This is a genomic window from Streptococcus sciuri (assembly GCF_024814375.1).
Classification (GTDB): domain Bacteria; phylum Bacillota; class Bacilli; order Lactobacillales; family Streptococcaceae; genus Streptococcus; species Streptococcus sciuri.
Window position 1 is genome coordinate 214,568 of sequence record NZ_JANUXX010000001.1, and the last position, 17,022, is coordinate 231,589.

Annotated in this window: 15 protein-coding genes and 2 pseudogenes; 15 read left to right on the forward strand and 2 right to left on the reverse strand. The window is 35.7% G+C overall.

Annotated elements, in window-relative coordinates:
• Window positions 1-284 precede the first annotated feature (284 nt).
• The 10 genes and pseudogenes from NXS10_RS01055 to NXS10_RS01100 all read left to right on the forward strand — a co-directional run bounded on the left by NXS10_RS01055 (window position 285) and on the right by NXS10_RS01100 (window position 8,960).
• Window positions 285-518: pseudogene (locus tag NXS10_RS01055) on the forward strand (DNA-binding protein).
• Between the two features lie 110 nt (window positions 519-628).
• Window positions 629-1,123 (forward strand): annotated as a pseudogene (locus NXS10_RS01060) (site-specific integrase); the annotation flags it as partial.
• 91 nt (window positions 1,124-1,214) lie between these two features.
• Complete coding sequence (gene ylqF / locus NXS10_RS01065) at window positions 1,215-2,066, forward strand: ribosome biogenesis GTPase YlqF (protein ID WP_259136708.1); 852 nt, start codon at window positions 1,215-1,217, stop codon at window positions 2,064-2,066.
• The gene (gene rnhB / locus NXS10_RS01070; protein WP_259136711.1) at window positions 2,053-2,829 is read left to right on the forward strand and encodes a ribonuclease HII; all 777 of its coding nucleotides are present in this window, start codon (window positions 2,053-2,055) and stop codon (window positions 2,827-2,829) included. Before ylqF ends, rnhB begins: the two co-directional genes overlap by 14 nt.
• Window positions 2,826-3,830: a YdcF family protein gene (locus NXS10_RS01075; RefSeq protein ID WP_259136714.1), complete on the forward strand. Its 1,005-nt coding sequence runs from the start codon at window positions 2,826-2,828 to the stop codon at window positions 3,828-3,830. Before rnhB ends, NXS10_RS01075 begins: the two co-directional genes overlap by 4 nt.
• A gap of 15 nt (window positions 3,831-3,845) precedes the next feature.
• Complete coding sequence (locus NXS10_RS01080; protein ID WP_259136716.1) at window positions 3,846-4,412, forward strand: sugar O-acetyltransferase; 567 nt, start codon at window positions 3,846-3,848, stop codon at window positions 4,410-4,412.
• 62 nt (window positions 4,413-4,474) lie between these two features.
• Window positions 4,475-5,320, forward strand: coding sequence for a DNA-processing protein DprA (gene dprA, locus NXS10_RS01085; RefSeq protein WP_259136719.1), 846 nt, complete (start codon window positions 4,475-4,477; stop codon window positions 5,318-5,320).
• A gap of 103 nt (window positions 5,321-5,423) precedes the next feature.
• Window positions 5,424-7,526: a type I DNA topoisomerase gene (gene topA, locus NXS10_RS01090; protein WP_259136721.1), complete on the forward strand. Its 2,103-nt coding sequence runs from the start codon at window positions 5,424-5,426 to the stop codon at window positions 7,524-7,526.
• A gap of 99 nt (window positions 7,527-7,625) precedes the next feature.
• On the forward strand, window positions 7,626-7,766 hold the full coding sequence (locus NXS10_RS01095) for a hypothetical protein (protein WP_259136723.1): 141 nt from the start codon (window positions 7,626-7,628) through the stop codon (window positions 7,764-7,766).
• Window positions 7,767-8,072: 306 nt separating this feature from the next.
• Complete coding sequence (locus tag NXS10_RS01100) at window positions 8,073-8,960, forward strand: DNA adenine methylase (RefSeq protein WP_259136725.1); 888 nt, start codon at window positions 8,073-8,075, stop codon at window positions 8,958-8,960.
• Between the two features lie 44 nt (window positions 8,961-9,004).
• On the opposite strand, the gene NXS10_RS01105 is transcribed toward NXS10_RS01100, so the two are convergent.
• Both NXS10_RS01105 and guaA read right to left on the reverse strand, forming a co-directional pair.
• Complete coding sequence (locus tag NXS10_RS01105; RefSeq protein ID WP_259136728.1) at window positions 9,005-9,835, reverse strand: type II restriction endonuclease; 831 nt, start codon at window positions 9,833-9,835, stop codon at window positions 9,005-9,007.
• 80 nt (window positions 9,836-9,915) lie between these two features.
• Window positions 9,916-11,481, reverse strand: a complete 1,566-nt coding sequence (guaA, locus tag NXS10_RS01110) for a glutamine-hydrolyzing GMP synthase (RefSeq protein ID WP_259136731.1) — start codon at window positions 11,479-11,481, stop codon at window positions 9,916-9,918.
• A gap of 141 nt (window positions 11,482-11,622) precedes the next feature.
• On the opposite strand from guaA, the gene NXS10_RS01115 reads away from it, so the two are divergent.
• The 5 genes from NXS10_RS01115 (at window position 11,623) to NXS10_RS01135 (ending at window position 16,995) form a co-directional block, all read left to right on the forward strand.
• Window positions 11,623-12,327 carry a GntR family transcriptional regulator gene (locus tag NXS10_RS01115; protein WP_259136733.1) on the forward strand — a complete coding sequence of 235 codons (705 nt, stop codon included), beginning with the start codon at window positions 11,623-11,625 and terminating at the stop codon, window positions 12,325-12,327.
• A gap of 77 nt (window positions 12,328-12,404) precedes the next feature.
• Window positions 12,405-12,737, forward strand: coding sequence for a putative DNA-binding protein (locus NXS10_RS01120; protein WP_259136736.1), 333 nt, complete (start codon window positions 12,405-12,407; stop codon window positions 12,735-12,737).
• Between the two features lie 10 nt (window positions 12,738-12,747).
• Complete coding sequence (ffh, locus tag NXS10_RS01125) at window positions 12,748-14,307, forward strand: signal recognition particle protein (protein WP_259136738.1); 1,560 nt, start codon at window positions 12,748-12,750, stop codon at window positions 14,305-14,307.
• Window positions 14,308-14,403: 96 nt separating this feature from the next.
• Window positions 14,404-15,636, forward strand: a complete 1,233-nt coding sequence (locus NXS10_RS01130; RefSeq protein WP_259136741.1) for an McrB family protein — start codon at window positions 14,404-14,406, stop codon at window positions 15,634-15,636.
• Window positions 15,637-15,645: 9 nt separating this feature from the next.
• Window positions 15,646-16,995, forward strand: coding sequence for a 5-methylcytosine restriction system specificity protein McrC (locus tag NXS10_RS01135; RefSeq protein WP_259136744.1), 1,350 nt, complete (start codon window positions 15,646-15,648; stop codon window positions 16,993-16,995).
• Window positions 16,996-17,022: the final 27 nt, after the last annotated feature.

Below are 17,022 nucleotides of genomic sequence, written 5' to 3' on the forward strand. Positions count from 1 at the left end.
ATGATGTATCAGCGTTTAAGAGATTTGAGAGAAATCATGTTCTGACTCAAAAACAAGTTGCCGCTCATCTCCTTTACGCATTCAGCGCGCGAGGAGATGAGCGGAAATCCGTCAGCTAATAGTAGAGTAGTCCTCTATTTGCCGTGATACAAATAAATGATAATGATACTTCTGCACGTTCAGGCTGCCAGCGTAAAGGACAGCGGGTGAAATTCCTATGATCGATTTCACTAGTCGAACCCACTTAGGAATAAACTGAATAGGAGCAGAATAAAATAATTGATATGATAATAAAATATGTCCCTGCTGAAAATAGTATTGCTGAATGAAGCGATAAGAAAAGTGTTGTAAAACGTTGGGAAGGTCTCAATAAATATACATTAAATCGATGGATTGGAGAAATGAGGGAGACGAAACAATTTAGAGAATATATTATTAATCCTACATATAAACTAGTTTTTATTAATTTAGAAGGATTCGAAGAATTTCTGAAATGGAAAGAACGTCGTTCAAAATAAAAAAATCGTGATATAATAGAAGAAGGTTATTTATTAACACAGGTATATTTTTGATTTTCTTTTTAAAATAGAAAGAGGTCAAATATGTACTACAGAACTATCAAAACTAAAAAAGGAGAGAAGCTAAATTTCTAGAAATACATGAATTGTTAGCTTTTTTTGATTGCTTAAGTAGGAGACGAAACCCAAACTACTATGATTTAGCAATTGTTCTGCTCTTTTCTGGTCTAAGGATTGGAGAAGTTGCCTTTACAGAAGCTGATTTTAATCCAGAAACAGGAGTTGTTCGAATCGATAAAGCTTTACAATATCACGACTTGAAAGTTGAAGAATTTCATTTTTCGGATTTAAAACATTGGTCATATCAATATTCTAAAGCAATAAATGATATAATTGAAAAGAATATTGATGAAAAAAGAATCGTGATGTCTTTAGACTATTTTAGACAAACTATTGGCGTTAAACAAACATACACGCCAAGACATATTACAGCCAATATCTTACCTAAATTAAAAAAAGATATTTTAAAGTATTATAAAGATTTTGATATAATATGCATTAGAGAAAGTAAACAGAAAGTTATTGGGTATGAGTTTGTTTGGTAAAAAAACAGATATTATGGTGAATTCTTGGTAAATCGCCGAAAAAAGCAGGTTTGAAACCTTCAAACTCTTGATACGAAAGGATTTATACGTAATGGCTACTATTCAGTGGTTTCCAGGTCACATGTCGAAAGCTAGGCGGCAAGTGCAGGAAAATATTAAATTCGTGGATTTTGTAACGATTTTGGTGGACGCAAGGCTCCCCTTGTCTAGTCAAAATCCGATGTTGACTAAGATTGTGGGAGACAAGCCCAAGCTTTTAATTTTGAATAAAGCAGACTTGGCAGACCCTGTCTTGACCAAGGAGTGGAGGGAATGTTTTGAAAATCAAGGTATTCCGACCTTGACCATCAATTCCAAGGAGCAATCTACCGTCAAAAAAGTAACTGAGGCAGCCAAGAAATTAATGGCAGAAAAGATTGCCCGCCAGAAGGAGCGGGGGATCCAGATTGAAAGCTTGCGAACGATGATTATTGGTATTCCTAATGCAGGTAAATCAACTCTCATGAACCGTTTAGCAGGGAAAAAAATTGCTGTGGTTGGCAATAAACCGGGAGTGACAAAAGGACAGCAGTGGCTCAAGTCTAATAAGGATTTGGAAATTTTAGACACCCCAGGAATTCTTTGGCCCAAGTTTGAAGATGAAGTCGTTGCTTTAAAATTGGCTCTGACAGGTGCGATTAAGGATAACCTTCTACCTATGGATGAGGTGACTATTTTTGGACTGAACTATTTCAAAAAGTACTATCCAGATAGGTTAAAAGAGCGCTTCAAGATGACTAATCTCGATGAAAGTACTCCTGAGATGATTATGACACTCACTGAACAGTTTGGCTTTCATGATGATTATGGCCGCTTTTATGCACTTTTTGTCAAAGAAGTTCGTGATGGTAAGCTAGGACGTTATACTCTTGATATTCTAGGAGATTCAGATGGCAACTATTAAGGAGATAAAGGAACAATTATCACGCCTTACTAGCCTTGATGACCCTAGATGGCAGGAGTATTTACTTGATAGTCGTACTGGTGTCAAGACAGCGATTAGACAACGGCAAAAAGCTATTCAAAAGATGCTTCGTGAAGAAGAACGTTTGGAACAGATGTTGCGATATGAAAGGGGGCTTTATCAAGAGGGAAAAACACTCATTGCAGGTATTGACGAAGTGGGCAGAGGACCGCTTGCAGGTCCTGTTGTCGCAGCGGCAGTGATATTGCCCCAAAACTGCAAAATAGCCGGACTCAACGATTCTAAGAAAATTCCAAAGCGAAAACATCAAGCGCTTTATCAAACTATTTGTGATAAAGCTATTGGCATTGGCATTGGCGTTAAAGACAATACAGCCATTGATACAGTTAATATCTATCAGGCGACTAAGCTCGCTATGCAAGAGGCCATCGATCAGATGAGAATAACACCAGAACATCTGTTGATTGACGCTATGACGCTGGATAATAACATAGGACAGACATCTATTATCAAAGGAGATGCTAATTCTCTATCGATTGCAGCTGCTTCTATTGTTGCCAAGGTAACACGAGATGCCATAATGACCAATTATGATAAGCACTATCCAGGGTACGACTTTGCTCGTAACGCTGGATACGGTACAGCATTGCACCTTGAAAGATTAAGAAAAATAGGCATCACCCCCATCCACCGTAAGACCTTTGAACCTATCAAATCTCTGTTGAGGGAGGAAAATTTATGATTATCTTTGTCATAATGTTACTTACCTTTTTGATTAGCTATAAAATAGAAAGGCGTAATCTCTGGATTGGTGTTGCTTTTATAGGTCTTTTATTTGGCTTATTATTCCTTTTATTATCTCTTTATTCCTTTGAAAATCATCCGATACTCTACATGATACTGGCTATTCTTGCCTTTCTGGTCTTTCTCCTCACCTTTTCTGGTCCACTCCTTTTCATCGTTGTATGTCTCTATAACGGTAGCAAGCTTCTTCGACGCGAGGGAATAAAGATGACTAATTTTCTATCGCTTGGACTTGGTCTTGGCATCTTGATTTATCTCTTTATCTTGCCCGTCATTATTACCAGTTTTCGATCGTCTGCTTTTATCCATATCCTATACGTTTATCTTGGAGGAATTGTCAGCTACCTCTTTTTGCAGGTCGCACTCTACACTCTAGCAAGTTTTTTAAATGTCATCAATATTGGAAAACGCCATCTTGATTATATTGTCGTATTAGGTGCTGGTTTGGTAGGCGAAGAAGTGACTCCGCTTTTAGCTAGTCGTTTGGACAAAGGTATTGCTCTCTTGAGAAAGCACTCTGACAGTCAATTAATCGTCTCTGGCGGACAAGGTCCAGATGAGGCTATCTCAGAAGCACAAGCCATGGCAAACTACGCTATACGACAAGGCGTTTCTAAGCAAAATATTATCCTAGAAAACCGTTCTAAAAACACCTATGAAAATATTTCCTTCTCACAAGAACTGATGGCAAAAAATAGTCAATTTGCATTAGTAACGAATTACTATCACGTCTTTAGAGCTCTGCTATTAGCCAAAAGCCAAGGTTTTAAATGTATCGGATATGGAGCTAAAAGTAAATTTTATTTCAGTTTAAACGCTTTTATTCGAGAGTTTATCGGCTATATGGTGATGACCAAAAAGCGCCATATCATACTCATCAGCCTCTATACTCTCCTGTATATCAGCCTTATTATCATTGAAAATATAGGACAGCATTAAAGGAGGAAAGATAGCATGGTAAAAACAGAACGTGATAAGATGCTAGCTGGTCAGCTCTATGATGCTAGCGATACAGAATTAAAAAGGCAACGCCTAGAAACAAGACAGAAACTGATGACTTTTAATGTTGAACAAGATGAAAAGAAACGTTCAAATATGCTAAAAAATTTGTTCGGTACCACTGGTGAACACATTTTCATGGAGACTGGATTTGTCTGCGATTATGGTAATAACATTCATGTAGGGGAGAATTTTTACGCTAATTTTAATCAAACTTTCTTAGATGTTTGTGAGATTCGTATCGGTGATAATGCGATGATTGGTCCAAATTGTCAACTGCTAACGCCACTCCATCCATTAGATGCTAAAAAACGTATTTTAGGTTTGGAATATGGCGCTCCGATTACTATTGGAAATAATGTTTGGTTAGCAAGTGGAGTAACTATCTTACCTGGTGTGACACTAGGTGATAACGTTGTTGTGGGAGCTAGCAGTGTTGTTACCAAATCTTTTGGTGATAATGTTGTCTTAGCGGGTAATCCAGCTCGAATTATCAAATACCTAGAATTACCTAAAGTATAAGCCAATGGCTCATACTTTTTATTTTGCTAGTAAAATACGGATAAACAGGTGGAGGTAATCACATGAACAATTTTGAATTATTTAAGTTAAAAAAAGCAGGTCTCACCAATCTAAATATCCTCAATATCCTTGATTATCAAGAACGTATCGGAAAGTCACTTAGTCTGCGTGATATGGCAGTGGTATCAAAATGTAAAAATCCTATTGCTTTCATGGAAAACTATCACTCTCTTGATACGAAGTTGCTACGTGAACAGTTTAGCCAATTTCCTTCTTTTTCTATCTTAGACAAAGAATATCCTCTAGCTCTTAAAAAAATCTATAATTCGCCTGTTTTGCTATTTTATAAAGGTAATCTTGAATTACTAAAAAAACCTAAAATAGCTGTAGTAGGTGCTAGAAAAGCAAGTGCAATCGGTGTCAAGTCTGTGCAAAAAATTATTCAAGAACTGAACAATCACTTCGTCATTGTTAGCGGTTTAGCACGTGGGATTGATACGAGTGCACATATGACAAGCATCAAAAATGGTGGTTCAACTATAGCCATTATCGGATGTGGTTTAGATGTCTACTATCCCAAAGAAAACCAAAAACTCCAAGACTATCTAGCTAAGAATCATCTCATCTTATCTGAATATGAATCAACAAGCCAACCTCTCAAATACCACTTTCCTGAGCGTAATCGTATCATCGCTGGGCTTTGTCAAGGCATTATCGTTTGTGAGGCACGTATTCGCTCAGGTAGTCTTATCACTTGTGAATGTGCACTTGAGGAAGGACGTGATGTTTTTGCTATTCCTGGTAATATCTTAGATGGTATTTCAGATGGTTGCCACCATCTCATTCAAGAAGGTGCAAAATGCATTACATCAGGCTCTGATGTTCTTTTAGAATATCCGTCAACTTAGTGTTTTTCCTATAGCAACTAAAAAGTTTTTTATTGACAGCTTAGTAAAAGTAAGATATGATACAGACAGTTTAAACAAATGAGAAAGTGTAATTATAATCTGTATGGCAACAGCAACCAAAACGAAAAGGAAAAAAGCAACGACGAAAAAAAATTTAGTTATCGTTGAATCTCCTGCAAAGGCTAAAACAATTGAAAAATACTTAGGGCGCAATTACCGAGTAGTAGCCTCTGTTGGACATATCCGTGATTTGAAAAAGTCAAGTATGTCTATTGATTTTGATAATAACTATGAACCACAGTATATCAATATCCGTGGTAAAGGATCTTTGATTAACGACTTAAAACAAGAAGCCAAAAGAGCGAAAAGCGTCTTTCTAGCAAGTGACCCAGACCGAGAAGGAGAAGCAATTTCTTGGCATTTAGCACATATTCTGAATCTTAATCTCAAGGAAAAAAATCGTGTCGTCTTCAATGAAATTACCAAGGATGCTGTTAAAAATGCTTTTGTTGAACCTCGTCAGATTGATATGAATTTGGTTGATGCTCAACAAGCGAGACGTGTACTTGACCGTATTGTGGGATACTCCATTTCACCTATCCTATGGAAAAAAGTCAAAAAGGGGCTTTCCGCTGGACGCGTGCAATCAGTTGCTTTAAAACTCATCATTGATCGTGAAAATGAAATTAAAGCCTTTAAACCTGAAGAATATTGGATTATTGATGGTGCATTTAAAAAAGGCACACGCAAATTTAATGCAGTTTTTTATGGCTTAGACGGTAAAAAGCAAAAACTTAAAACTAACGATGATGTCAAAGAAGTTCTCTCACGAATTCAAGGAAATGACTTTACCGTTGATAAAGTAGAAAAAAAAGAACGCCGAAGAAATGCACCACTGCCTTATACAACTTCATCTCTTCAACAGGATGCTGCCAATAAAATTAATTTTAGAACTCGCAAGACTATGATGCTGGCACAGCAACTCTACGAAGGAATTAGTTTAGGAAAAAGAGGTACTCAGGGACTTATTACTTACATGCGTACTGATTCAACACGCATCAGTCCCTTAGCTAAAAACGATGCAGCTAACTTTATCTCAGAGCGTTACGGTGAAAAATACTCAAAACACGGTAGTCGCATTAAAAATAGTGCTAGCGCCCAAGACGCACATGAAGCTATTCGCCCCTCAAATGTCAATCAAACACCTGAGTCTATCGCTAAATATCTGGACAAAGATCAGCTCAAACTCTATACCTTGATTTGGAATCGGTTTGTCGCCAGTCAGATGACAACAGCTATTTTTGATACGATGAAAGTCACCTTATCACAAAATGGAGTTGTTTTCACAGCTAATGGTAGTAAAATCAAATTTGACGGCTATTTAGCAGTCTATAATGACTCTGATAAAAATAAAATGCTTCCTGAAATGAAAGAAGGAGATACTGTCAAGAAAATCACTGTTCAGCCAGAGCAACATTTTACCCAGCCACCGGCTAGATATTCTGAAGCGACACTGATTAAGACGCTTGAGGAAAACGGAGTTGGTCGTCCATCCACCTATGCACCGACTCTTGAGACGATTCAAAAACGGTACTATGTTACCTTGTCTGCTAAACGTTTTGAACCGACTGAGCTTGGTATGATTGTCAATAGCTTGATTGTTGCATTTTTCCCAGATATTGTTGATGTAGCATTTACAGCAGAACTGGAAAACAAACTAGATGAAATTGAAATAGGCAAAGAAGAATGGCAACACGTTATTGATCGCTTTTATAAGCCTTTTGAAAAAGAACTTATGAAAGCAGAAAGTGAGATAGAAAAAATTCAAATTAAAGACGAACCTGCAGGATTTGACTGCGATGTTTGTGGTTCACCTATGGTTATCAAACTAGGACGCTACGGTAAGTTTTATGCTTGTAGTAACTTTCCAGAGTGTCGCAATACCAAAGCTATCACCAAAGAAATTGGTGTGACTTGTCCATTGTGCCTTAAAGGACAAGTCATTGAGCGCAAAACTAAGCGCAATCGTATTTTTTATGGTTGTAATCGCTACCCAGAGTGCGAATTCACTTCTTGGGATAAACCTGTAGGGCGTATCTGCCCCAAATCCGGTGATTTTCTCATTGAGAAAAAAATCCGTGGTGGTGGCAAACAAGTCATCTGTTCAAACGAAAAGTGCGACTATAGAGAAGAAATTGTAAAATAAACACAAACTAAAAACTGCTAAAAAAGCAGTTTTTAGTTTGTGTTGTTTGCAAAACTTTTCTAAAATGTATTAGAACGTGTAAAATATTTGAGGTGAAAAATGAAATTAGGTGTTAAATTAGCTTTAGAAATTTTACAAAATAAAGAAATAATCACTAAAGAAAATTTTGAAAAATTAAAGATAACAAGTGGTTTTGCAGTTAATCAAGCTTTTAGAGAAACTATGGGGACTGCTGATTGAAAAAATAATTCAAGAAACCGCTCTTTTAGTTCAGAAGAAATTTGGTAAACTAGGAGATACACCATTTAAAACTACTCTAACATTGAATGATGATATTAAATCATATATAGATTAGCTCAAATTATATCACTGTATCTTTATCTTATATAATCAGAATAGTTATTAGAGCAGCGTTATTAAAGAGGAGAATTTACTATGATAAAACCAATATTAAACGCAGAAAAAATAGTAATAAGATATTTTCATGTTAGTAGTATAAAAAAATAGTATAATAGAAAACAAACAGTAAGTAAGAGAGGTTTAGAAGTGTTACCGAAAAAAATTATTACCCCTAAAGTACCACCTATTAAAATACAGGGAATAAAAACAAAGTTAGTTCCTTTCATCGCTGAATCTGTTAAATGGGACGGAAAAGGCACCTATTTTGAACCATTTATGGGTTCTGGAGTAGTTGGATTTAACCTAGAGCCTGAGCGTGCTATTTTTAGCGATACTAACCCTTATATCATTCAATTTTATAAAGACATTCAATCAAAAAAGATTACATCAGAAATAGTGAGAAACTATTTAGAAAAAGAATCAATTAAGTTAGCTAATACTTTAGCTGATAAAACATCTTACTATTATGAAGTGCGAAATAGATTTAATAAGGAACATAACTCACTAGATTTTTTGTTTTTACAACGTTCCAATTTTAATGGCATGATGCGCTTTAATAATAAAGGTAACTATAATGTTCCTTTTGGACGAAAACCAGAAAGATTTCAGAAAGCATTAATCACAAAAATTGTAAATCAAGTTGCATGGGTTGAAAGAATAATGGAGGACAAAGATTGGCAATTTATCTGTATGCCATTTACGGAAGCATTTGTAATGATGAAGAAAAATGACTTCGTGTATTTAGACCCACCTTATATCAACCGTTATGATGGTTATTATGATTCTTGGAGTGAAGAATACGCAGTATTACTTGCAGAACTTACTCAAAAAGGAAAAGCGGGATATGCTTTTAGTATGTGGTACGAAAATAAATACAGAAAAAATGATCACATGGAAAGATGGACTGATGGAAAACTTTTGACTACTGAACATTTTTACCACTTAGGAGCAAAAGAGTCTAACAGGAATAAGATGATAGAAGCGCTAGTAATAAGTGAATCAAACTTAAACTCAGATGAAGTGAAAACTGAATAAGAGCAATTACCCTTTTTGAAATATAAAAAATAGAGCTGAGTGCTCTATTTTTTATTAAATGTTTCATCATATTGGGATAGATAATCTAAATATAATTTTTTTAATTCTAGCGATTTAGTTTTATCTGCTTTAGAGACCCAATCAATATAAGTATCGATATTATTATATAATGATTGCTTTATATCTTTGCTATCAGTATATTTTGGATGATTTACCCAATAATCATGGAAAGTATCTTTTCCTAAAACAGAAAATGGTCCAGCACCGTATACAAAAGGTTTGATAGAAGCAGAAGTAATTGTTCCGATATTATCGGTATTTCCACTCCCCTTCTTATCACCACATATCCTATATTTTTCCTGAACAAATACTTCTATATTTTTATAAGCAGGAATTATAGAATTTAAATTCTCAAAAGCAACTTTTCCAGTAGTTGGTTTCGTCTCACGAGTATAGACAACGCCTAAAATATAATGACTGTCATAATCAGAATAATTACCTACAATATTCTTTGTTCCATTCCTCATAAAACTTGTAAAACTACCACCAGTAAAGCCAAATTTTGCTTTTTTGCTTCTCCTGTATGTCGTTTTTACATCAACAGCTATTTTTCTTCCATTGGGCTTTACGAAATAAAAATCTGGATATACTGTTTGCTGGTCGGATTCATATAAAGTATAGCCTAATTCAATGGCTGTATTATTCAAAGCTTCAAAAGTTAAAACTTCAAAGAGTCTGCCTAGTATTTTTGAATCGCTACCAAACGTGTAGATTTCTTCCTGTTTATTTACAAAACCAACAAGCTCCCACTCATTTTCATCTTTTGGAAGATACTTAGTAATAGTCTCAATTATTTTATCTGTATAAGGTAGCATGTACTGACTTCCTTTGTTTTTATTTACTCTATTAAAGGCTCTGAAACACTGGTTTCAAAGCCTTTTTGATTCATTTTTGTTTATTCCCATTCAACGGTTGCAGGTGGTTTACTTGTGATATCATAGACAACGCGGTTGACGTGGTCTACTTCATTGACAATCCGAACAGAAATTTTTTGCAAAACTTCCCAAGGAATGTGGGCAAAGTCAGCAGTCATACCATCGATAGACGTGATAGCACGAATAGCAATGGTATAGTCATAGGTACGACCATCTCCCATAACACCTACAGAACGTACGCCAGTATTAACTGTGAAATATTGCCAAATATCACGCTCAAGACCAGCTCTGGCGATTTCTTCACGTAAAATAGCATCTGATTCACGAACTGTTTCCAATTTTTCAGGAGTGATATCCCCTATGACACGGATAGCGAGTCCTGGACCTGGGAATGGTTGACGCCATACAATCTCATCTGGCATACCAAGCGCTGTCCCTAGAGCACGAACTTCATCTTTAAAGAGCGTATTTAGTGGTTCAATGAGTTCAAACTGCATATCTTCTGGAAGACCACCAACATTATGGTGTGATTTAATCGTTTGTGCTGTTTCTGTCCCAGATTCGATAACGTCTGTGTAGAGAGTTCCTTGTGCGAGAAAGTCAACACCTTCTAGTTTACTTGCCTCATCATCAAAGACATAGACAAATTCATTTCCTATAATTTTACGCTTTTTCTCTGGATCATCAACACCAGCGAGTAAATCTAGAAAACGTTTTGAAGCATCAACACGAATGATATTGAGACCAAATTTCCCACCAAGCATGTGCATAACTTGATCACTCTCTCCTTTTCGAAGAAGTCCATGATCAACAAAGATAGAAGTCAACTGATCGCCGATAGCTCTCTGCAAGAGAACTCCAACAACAGATGAGTCAACCCCACCAGACAAACCGAGAAGAACCTTGCGATTACCAACTTTTTGACGAATAGCTGCAATTTGCATGTCAATGAAATTTTCCATTGACCAATCTCCTTTTGCACCGCAAATAGCAAAAGCAAAATTGTGTAAGATAGCATTACCAAACTCTGAATGACGTACTTCTGGGTGGAACTGGATACCGTAAATGTGTTTTTCAGTATTTTCAATGGCTGCGTAAGGACAATCAACAGAGTCTCCAACGAGGTGGAAAGACTCTGGGATTTTTGTGACAGCATCGCCATGGCTCATCAATACAGTTTGCTCTTTAGGTGTCTCTTTAAAGAGTTCAGAGTCTACTTTTAAACGTAAAGTAGACTGGCCGTACTCGCTATTTCCAGCTTCAGAGGCAGGAACAACTTTTCCACCTAATTGACTCGTCAATAGCTGCATACCATAACAAATCCCAAGAATCGGAATACCTAACTCAAAAATCTCGGAATCAATTCCAAAAGCATTGTCTGCATAAACAGAATTTGGCCCCCCAGAAAGGACAATTCCAATTGGGTTTAGTTCTTTGACTTCTTTGGCAGAAATCTTATGACTCTTCAATTCTGAAAATACTCCAAATTCACGAATACGGCGAGCTATCAGTTGATTATATTGACTACCGTAATCCAAAACGATGATTTTTTGAACATCATTCAATTGTTCTGCATTATCAATCATGTGTTTCCTTTCTTTTATGTTAGAAACCTAACAAGTTTAATTTCATTTTAGCATATTTTAGCGAAAATAGCAGTACTCGCTTATATTTTTTTCTGTCTCAAAAAATGGTAAAATAAAGAAAGAACAGATAAAGGAGTCAATATGGTACCAGCCTATATTAAAATACATGACTATATCAAAAAAGAAATAGAAAAAGAGCATTGGGTAATTGGTGAACGTCTGCCCAGTGAGCGTGATTTGGCAGAGATGTTTTTAGTAAGTCGGATGACGCTGAGACAGGCTATTTCTCTTCTAGTAGATGAGGGCATTCTTGAACGTCGTATTGGTAGCGGTACGTTTGTGGCTAGTAAACGTGTTCAAGAAAAAATGTCAGGTACAACTAGCTTTTCAGATATTATTATAAGCCAAGGCAAGACCCCATCTAGCAAATTGCTATCTTACAAGCGAAAATTAGCCGATAAGACGGAGTGTGAAAAACTCCACCTCACCAACATGCCTGCCTACGTTATTCAGATGGAGCGGATACGCTATGCTGATGGTGTTCCCTTGGTATACGAGATTACCTCCATTCCTGAAGAACTCATCAAAAATGTTAATCGCAAGGACATTGCAGAGCAGTTTTTTAAAACTTTAATCAATAATGGATTTGAAATCGGCAGGAGCAGTCAAACGATATCCGCACGTAATGCATCAGAGCGTATTGCTGAAATTTTACACACTAAGCGCGGTAGTGCTCTACTGACTTTGGTGCAAATCTCCTATCTCAAAGATGGCACACCTTTTGAATATGTTCATAGTCAGTATGTCGGTGAACGTTTTGAGTTTTATTTGGAAAACCAAGGATAGTTTACGTTGTTTTATTTATGTAAACTGTCCTTTCAAAAAGACTATAAAAGGTTAGTATTTTTTGGTATAATAAATCTATGGAAATTGAAAAAACCAATCGCATGAATGCGCTTTTTGAGTTCTATGCAACGCTATTAACGGATAAACAAATGAATTATATAGAGCTTTATTACGCTGATGACTATAGTTTAGGTGAGATTGCCGAGGAGTTCAAGGTAAGTCGTCAAGCTGTTTATGATAACATCAAACGTACTGAAAAGATTTTAGAAGCCTATGAGATGAAATTGCATATGTATTCGGATTATATCGTGCGCAGTCAAATTTTTGATGATATTTTGAAAAAATATCCCAAAGATAGCTATTTACAAGAAAAAATACAACTCTTAAGTAGTATTGACAATAGAGATTAAGGAGAAAATCATGGCATTTGAAAGTTTAACCGAACGTTTACAAAACGTTTTTAAAAATATTCGCGGTAAAAAGAAATTATCAGAAAAAGAAGTTCAAGAAGTCACCAAAGAAATCCGATTAGCACTTCTTGAAGCTGACGTTGCCCTACCTGTAGTTAAAACCTTTATCAAACGTGTTCGCAAACGTGCTATTGGTCACGAAATTATTGATACACTTGATCCAACTCAACAAATCATTAAAATCGTCAATGAAGAATTAACTGAGATTTTAGGATCGCAAACAGCTGAATTAGAAAAATCTCAAAAAATTCCAACTATCATTATGATGGTTGGTCTCCAAGGAGCTGGTAAAACGACTTTTGCTGGTAAATTAGCCAATAAACTCATTAAAGATGAAAAGGCACGCCCACTTATGATTGCTGCTGATATTTACCGCCCAGCAGCAATCGACCAATTAAAAACACTTGGTCAACAAATCAATGTGCCTGTTTTTGACATGGGAATAGAACATCCTGCGGTTGATATTGTTCGTCAAGGGCTGGTACAAGCTCAAACTAATCATAATGATTATGTTATTATTGATACAGCTGGACGTCTACAAATTGATGAAAAGCTCATGCAAGAGTTACATGATGTCAAGTCTATAGCCCAACCAAATGAGATTTTGTTGGTCATTGATAGTATGATTGGTCAAGAAGCAGCAAATGTCGCTGATGAATTTAACAAGCAACTGGATATTACGGGAGTTGTCCTTACCAAGATTGACGGAGATACACGTGGTGGTGCTGCCCTTTCTGTTCGAGAAATCACCGGTAAGCCTATTAAATTTACCGGAACTGGTGAAAAGATTACAGATATTGAAACTTTCCACCCCGACCGCATGTCAAGCCGTATTCTCGGTATGGGAGATTTGTTAACTCTTATCGAAAAAGCTTCTGCTGAGTATGATGAACAAAAATCATTAGAGCTTGCCGAGAAAATGCGTGAAAACACTTTTGATTTTAATGATTTCATCGACCAACTCGACCAAGTTCAAAATATGGGACCTATGGAAGATTTACTGAAAATGATTCCCGGTATGGCAAACAATCCAGCATTAAAAAATATCAAAGTAGATGAACGTGATATTGCTAGAAAACGTGCTATTGTATCCTCCATGACACCCGAAGAACGTGAAAACCCTGCTCTTCTCAATCCTAGCCGCCGTAGACGTATCGCAGCAGGTTCGGGAAATAGCTTTGTTGAAGTCAATAAGTTTATCAAAGATTTTAACCAAGCCAAGCAAATGATGCAAGGTGTTATGTCTGGTGATATGGATAAGATGATGAAACAACTAGGACTAAATCCCAATAATCTTCCTAAAAATAAAGCAAATAACCTAGATATGTCAGCTTTGGAAGGTATGATGGGAACTCAAGGTATGCCAGATATGTCAGCACTGGGTAACAACATGGATATTAGCCAAATGTTTGGAGGAGGGCTCAAAGGAAAAGTCGGAGAGTTTGCAACTAAACAAGCCATGAAACGTATGGCAAAGAAGCTAAAGAAAGCTAAGAAAAAACGTAAATAAAATGTTTTAATATTGTTTTAGCCAAGCTAAAAATTTAGGAATAATTAACCTACCAATGTTTAAAATCTTGATATAAGTGAAATGGAGCTAGATTCTATGATTGAAAAGCAAGAAAAATGCGAGACTGCAATCACTTATTTGAACTCTTATTCTAATGAACTCATTAAATCTAAAAATGTAATTTTTCGTGGGGCTCCAGGAACAGGTAAAACATATTTGGCAAAAAGGGTTGCTGCAGACATTATCAGCAATGGAGAGCATGATGACTACACTTTATTGACGGATGAACAAAAGAAACAAGTTGAATTTGTTCAATTCCATCCAAGTTATGATTATTCTGACTTTGTAGAAGGTCTACGTCCAAGAGTAAATGCTGATGGTTCGATGAGTTTTCAACTCGAAGATGGTATTTTTACAAAATTTATTAAAAAAGCACAGAGAAGCTTTGATGATGACTTTGATGATGCAAGACAGATTTCTGCTTCTGATATTTTGGAAGAATATCTCTCAGAAATAAAACTTGGTGTTGAGACATTTGAGACTATTACAAGGAACAAATTTTATATTAAAAGTTTTGATGAAAAGTACATTTGTGTTTCAATTCCTAATAACCAAAAGAATACATTGAATTTAAATAAAACTAAACTTTTATCAATGATTGAATCTGGTAAAAAGTTTGAAAAAGTTAAAGATCTTACAGCCTTTTTTAAAAAGAAAAGTAATAATCAAAAGGATTCCTATTATTTTGCAATATTTAATGACATAAAATCTAAAATCGTCAAACCTTTCATTTTTGTGATTGACGAAATGAACAGAGCTGAAATCTCAAAAGTGTTTGGAGAGCTTTTCTTTTCCATTGACCCAGAGTATCGAGGAAGTGCTGGAGAAGTTTCAACTCAGTATGCGAATCTGCACGAAAACCCAGATAAGAAATTTTCAATTCCTGAAAATGTGTATATTATTGGAACAATGAATGATATTGATCGTTCCGTTGATAGCTTTGATTTTGCGATGCGTCGTCGTTTTCGTTTTATCGAAATTAAAGCAAATGACCATTTGGAGATGTTGAACTGTTTAGGCGATGAGTTAAAAGAAGAAGCTATCAAGCGAATGGAAAATCTTAATAATGAAATATCAAGAGTAGATGAACTAAATGAAAATTACTACGTTGGCGCATCTTACTTCCGTAAACTATCTACTTTGACTTTTGATCAATTATGGACAGACTATTTACTTCCGCTGTTACGGGATTATGTTCATGGTATGTATGATGAGGAGGAGCTTTTGAAAAAGTTTGAGCAAGCATACAGGGATATCCACCAGAAATAGGTGATGTAGATGAAAACGTTACGAGTTGAAGACAATACATCATGGCCAAAAGATAAGTTTGTCCCTGTTACTGGTATCGTAGAACGGGTTGCTGATAAGACATTGGAGCAACTTGAAAAAGAAGGAATTTTTGTCTTTCCAGAATTAGTCAAAAATGCAGAAGATATTACAAAAGATCAGATAATCATAAAAAGCGTCGATAATCGCTATAAATTGAATAATGTGATGGGGTTTCTCGGATATGGAGATGAACGATTAATTATCGGATCTAGATTTAGCTCAGATAAACAAGATTATTTTTTACAGTATATGCTGAAAAAAGTGATGGATTTTCCTAACGTGTTAGATTGGAATACAAATGCCACTCAGGAAAATCATTTATTCAGTTTACTTTTATTTTTATTTCCATATTATTTAAAAATAGCAATGCGAAAAGGAAGTATCAAAACTTATATTTGCAACAAATATAATGATGCAAATATCAAAGGAACGATAGATATTCCTCGTCATATAAAAGAAAACACTCCTTTTATTGGTAATGTGTCATACAATGAACGTGAATTTTCATACGACAATTATTTGATGGAATTGATCCGCCACACGATTGAATTCATAAAACGCAAGTCCTGTGGTGAGACCTTGCTCAGAACAGTTAAAGTTGAGATTAAAGCAGTGGTTGCTGCCACTAAAGAATACACACCTCAAAATAAAAAGAAAATAATTCAAATTAATAAAAAGCAACCAATAGTACATGCTTTTTATCATGAATATAGGTTGTTGCAAAGATTATGCATTTTGATTTTGCAGTACGAAAAACATCAAATTGGTTGCGGTAAACGACAAGTTCATGGCATTCTCTTCGATGGCGCTTGGCTTTGGGAGGAGTATATAAACTCCGTTATTAAAGATTATTTTTATCATCCAATGAATAAGAGTAAAAAAGGAGCTCAACAACTATTCTCCTCAATTAAAGATAGTAAGAATAATGAGAATAAGATGATTGGTTTAGTCTATCCAGATTTTATTAGTAAAAAAGTTAAAAACAGAATAGTCGCAGATGCAAAATATAAACCGATTGAGAATATTGGGAACAGAGACTATTTACAGGTTTTAGCTTATATGTTTAGATTTGATGCTAGTAAAGGTTATTTTGTATACCCCGATAAAAATAAAGGAAGCGATGCACAACTTAAGATGAATCAGGGTACATCTTACCAAAATAACGTTATGCCTCATGAGGAGGACATTACTGTAATTAAATGTGGTTTGACTATTCCAAAAGTTGCAACATCTTATGATGATTTTGTATTTCAAATCACTGCAAGTGAGAAAGAACTTCTTGATAAGCTAATCGAATAACATTTTTGAATCGTAGGATAATTGGTT